Source organism: Asanoa hainanensis, from assembly GCF_900188485.1.
GTDB classification, from domain to species: Bacteria; Actinomycetota; Actinomycetes; order Mycobacteriales; family Micromonosporaceae; genus Asanoa; species Asanoa hainanensis.
Genome location: NZ_FZPH01000040.1, coordinates 1 through 3946, shown reverse-complemented (window position 1 = coordinate 3946; position 3946 = coordinate 1). Strand labels below are relative to the sequence as shown.

Sequence of the window (3946 nt, the reverse complement as noted above, 5' to 3'; positions counted from 1 at the left end):
CACCCCCTACGACCCGAACCGACACCGCGCCCTCCAAACCCTCCTCCACCAAGATCAACAACCCGAGGGTTGACACAGGACACTCCCGCCGGGGACCGCTCCGCTTCGCTGCGCTGCCAGGTCCGCGTCCACCGACCGTCCAGAACCTGTCAAACGAATAGGAGGCCACGACTGCCAAGCCCCGAGGCCGACAGGCACTAAAGATCAGGAGTCGGAGGCCAACTCAGCGGCCAACGACTCCGCCGCCCCAGGATCCAGGTCAGGCACCACCTCACCGCCCAAGCTGGACGGATCCGTCAGCGCCCGGGGTCGCCGGCTGCGCGGCGGACGCGAGTCCCGCCCCGAAGCGTTGGCCACGTTGATGTACGAGAACCGGTGCTCCTCGCACGGCCCGTGCTCGCTGAGCGCCGCACTGTGCTCGGGGGTCACGTACCCCTTGTGCTCCGAGAAGCCGTAGGAAGGAAACTGCCCGTCCAGCTCGACCATGATCCGGTCCCGGGTCACCTTGGCCAGCACGCTGGCGGCGGCCACGCACGCGGCCACCCGGTCGCCCTTCCAGACGGCCAGCCCGGGCACGCCCATGCCGTCGAGCGGGAACCCGTCGGTCAGCACGTACTCGGGACCCACCGGCAGCGACGCCAGCGCCCGGCGCATCGCCAGCAGGTTGCAGACGTGCAGACCTCGGGCATCGACTTCGGCCGCCGGGATGACCACCACCGAATAGGCCAGCGCGCGCTTGACCACCTCGGCGTAGATCCGTTCCCGGGCCAGCGGCGTCAGCAGCTTCGAGTCGGCCAGCCCCTCGATCTCGCCGCGCTTGCCCTCGGGCAGCACCGCGGCCGCGGCCACCAAAGGCCCGGCGCAGGCACCCCGGCCGGCCTCGTCGGCGCCGGCCACGTGCCGGAACCCACGCCGTTGCAACGCCCGCTCGAGGGCGTACAGGCCGCCCTCCCGGCGTACCACGGTGCGCGGTGGTCTCAGCACGGCGGATCAGTCCCTCCCCAGCACCCGGCGCAGCACGGCGGTCAGCTCGTCGGGGTAGTACCGCTCCTTCGTACGCTCCAGTTCCTCGATCGACCACCACCGGTGCTCGGTGATCGAGTCCTGCTCGATCTGGTCGAAACCGGCCGTGTCGACCTGCCACGTCGGCACGCGCAGCAGGAAGAACTCCTGTTCCTGCCGGTACCAGACGCCGTCGAACGGAAACTCCGTCGTCTCCTGGAACACGGGCTCGCCAAGATCGGCGACTTCGCGGACGAGGCCGGTCTCCTCGGCCAGTTCGCGCACCGCGCCGGCCACCGGCGCCTCACCCGAGGACAGGCCACCACCCGGGGTGAACCAGTAGCTGTGCGAAGGCCGCCGCGGATCGACGCCGTGGAACAGCAGTACCCGCTCGCCGTCGTCGACCAGCAACACCCGCGCGGCACGCCGCGGCCGGAACTCGGTCACCGCGCCAGCTTAGTCAGGCGGCGGGGAGGCCCGGTCGCGCGGACCACGCTGCGCCCGCTCCACGAGACCATGGGCCACTCGGCCCCGGCTCGATGGGAAAGCGACGGCCCGGCAGGAACCGGGCCGCGCCACGGACCCTAGCCCGCCGACGGATCCGGCACGGTGTTGAAGGTCTCCGGGACCGACAGCCACGTCGCCCGGCCGACCGGCCAGAAGACCACGAACGCCCGCCCGACCACCGAGTCCTCGGTGATGGTCGAGATCAGCGGGTCGCCGTCGCTCTGCTTCCAGTGCTCCAGCGAGTCACCCGACGCCGCGCGATGGTCACCCATCACCCAGATGCGCCCCTTGGGCACCGTGAAGTCGAACGGCTGATCCGCCGCCGGGTCGCTGATGCCGTTCTCGTTGAAGAGGTACGGCTCGTCGATCGAGTGCCCGTTGACCCGCAGCCGCTTCTGCTCGTCGCAGCATTCGATCCGGTCGCCGCCGACGGCGATCACGCGCTTGATGAAGTCTTCGTCGTCGAGCCCGCTGCGCCACTCGGCGGGGGCGCGGAACACGATGATCTCGCCACGCTCGGGCGAGCGGAAGTTGTAGACGATCTTGTTGACCAGCACCCGGTCGTTGACGTTGAGCGTGTGCTCCATCGACGGCGACGGGATATAGAAGGTCTGCAGGAGGAAGGCCCGCACCAGCACGGCGACGAGGATCGCGACGCCGAGCAGGATCGGCAGTTCTTTCCAGAACGACGAGCTGCGCGGCGACTTCTGGGGGGTCTGTTCCTCAATCACGGACGGAGCCTACGTTGCCGGTCTGGGAGTCCGCGTCGAGAACGCGCCAGAAAAAGGACGGACGCGAAGATTGGCATTGTGACGACAATGTCTCCCTTTCCCGGCAGAGGCGAATCAGTTCCACGAATAGGAACGCCAGTACCGCCACCCTCGCCACCGCCGATCGGCGGCGGGATGCTGTCGAAGGTGTCGGGTATCGACAGGTTGGCCCACCGGTCCTGCGGCCAGACCACCACGAACGCGCGCCCGACCACGTTGTCGACCGGCACCGGGCCCTGACAACGCGCGTCCTGGGAGACACCGCGGTGGTCGCCCATCACGAACAGCTGGTTCGGCGGCACGACCACTTCGGCGAACTGGCGCGACCGGCACTCACCGGCCACCGGCGGCACGTCGAGGGGCGAGTTGTCGAAGATGTACGGCTCGTCGAGGCCCTTGCCGTTGACCATCACGCGACCCTGGTCGTCGCAACAGCTCACCCGGTCGCCACCGACGGCGATCACGCGCTTGATGAAGTCCTTGGCGCCCGGCCGGCTGATCCCGATGAGGTCGCCGAACGTCCGGCCCAACTTGCTGAACAGGCCCGGGTCGCCGCCGTCGACCGGCTGCGGCGCCCAGGCCTCGGGACCCCGGAACACGACGACCTCGCCGCGCTTGGGATCCCGTACGTCATAAACGATCTTGTTGACCAGCACCCGGTCGCCGACGAGCAGCGTGTTCTCCATGGAGCCGGACGGAATGAAGAACGCCTGCAGCAGCAGGCTGCGGATCAGCACGGCCAGGCAGAACGCCACGATCAGCAGCAGCGGCAGCTCTTGCCAGAGGGGCATTTGCATGCGGCGCCGGGGAAACCGGCGCCGCCGTTCCTGGCCGACATCGCCTCGATCCACGCCGAGCCTCTCCCCAGGTCAGTCAAGCGCCCGCAGGCGGACGCCGCCGTCCGTCGACGGCAAAGCTGCCCGAGGCGATTCCCGATCGAGAGGCCTCGTGGGGGCTAGCCTAACCGCACGAGGCCATGGCACAGCAGTGACAGATGTCAGCTGGACTGCTTCTCGCGCTTCTCCTTGATCTTGGCCTTCTTGCCGCGCAGCTCACGGAGGTAGTAGAGCTTCGCGCGACGCACGTCACCGCGGGTCACGACCTCGATCCGGTCGATGGCCGGGCTGTTGACGGGGTAGGTGCGCTCGACACCAACGGCGAAGCTCATCTTGCGAACGGTGAAGGTCTCGCGCAGGCCAGCACCCTGGCGACGGATGACCACGCCCTGGAAGATCTGGACACGGGACCGGTTGCCTTCGACGACTCGGGCGTGCACCTTGACGGTGTCACCGGCGCGGAAGTCAGGAATATCGGTCCGCTGAGACTGGGCGTCGACGGCGTCCAGGGTGTTCATGGCTCATCCTTCGGTATGACGGCACACCGGACCGGTGCGCGACGGGTGATCCTGATCCCCCACCAACCCAGGAGATCCTCGCAGCCCATCCACGGCGTGGCCGACTGCGGCAAGCAACCCCACCACTTTGCCATACCGACCCGCGAGTTACCCAACCGGCCCTAAATCAACAACCCGATCCAAGATCAAGCACAGGGTCCCGGGTTCGCCTGGGGCGCGACCGTCGCTCCCGGCGCCCCTCTGTCAAGAGGGGGTTGGTTAGGGTGTGGTTTGGCGGGTCCGGGATGTGACTTGTCCGAAGTGTCGATCTTGG

Annotated in this window: 5 protein-coding genes; all 5 read right to left on the bottom strand. The window is 68.2% G+C overall.

Annotated elements, in window-relative coordinates; translation table 11 throughout:
- Positions 1–204 precede the first annotated feature (204 nt).
- On the bottom strand, positions 205–984 hold the full coding sequence (locus CHC05_RS40450; RefSeq protein ID WP_089256217.1) for a ribonuclease HII: 780 nt from the start codon (positions 982–984) through the stop codon (positions 205–207).
- A 6-nt stretch (positions 985–990) separates the two neighbouring features.
- The gene (locus CHC05_RS40445; protein WP_089256215.1) at positions 991–1449 is read right to left on the bottom strand and encodes an NUDIX hydrolase; all 459 of its coding nucleotides are present in this window, start codon (positions 1447–1449) and stop codon (positions 991–993) included.
- 137 nt (positions 1450–1586) lie between these two features.
- The gene (gene lepB / locus CHC05_RS40440) at positions 1587–2240 is read right to left on the bottom strand and encodes a signal peptidase I (protein ID WP_089256213.1); all 654 of its coding nucleotides are present in this window, start codon (positions 2238–2240) and stop codon (positions 1587–1589) included.
- Entirely contained in the window at positions 2237–3076 is an 840-nt protein-coding gene (gene lepB / locus CHC05_RS40435; protein WP_089256211.1) for a signal peptidase I, read from the bottom strand. Before lepB (CHC05_RS40435) ends, lepB (CHC05_RS40440) begins: the two co-directional genes overlap by 4 nt.
- A 200-nt stretch (positions 3077–3276) precedes the next feature.
- Positions 3277–3633 (bottom strand): 50S ribosomal protein L19, encoded by a 357-nt coding sequence (gene rplS, locus CHC05_RS40430; RefSeq protein WP_089256209.1) that lies wholly within the window; start codon positions 3631–3633, stop codon positions 3277–3279.
- Between the last annotated feature and the right edge of the window lie 313 nt (positions 3634–3946).

Bases quoted from the DNA above. Each gene is read 5' to 3' on its own strand.
- lepB (WP_089256211.1), bottom strand. From the start codon at position 3,076: ATGCAAATGCCCCTCTGGCAAGAGCTGCCGCTGCTGCTGATCGTGGCG.
- rplS (WP_089256209.1), bottom strand. From the start codon at position 3,633: ATGAACACCCTGGACGCCGTCGACGCCCAGTCTCAGCGGACCGATATT.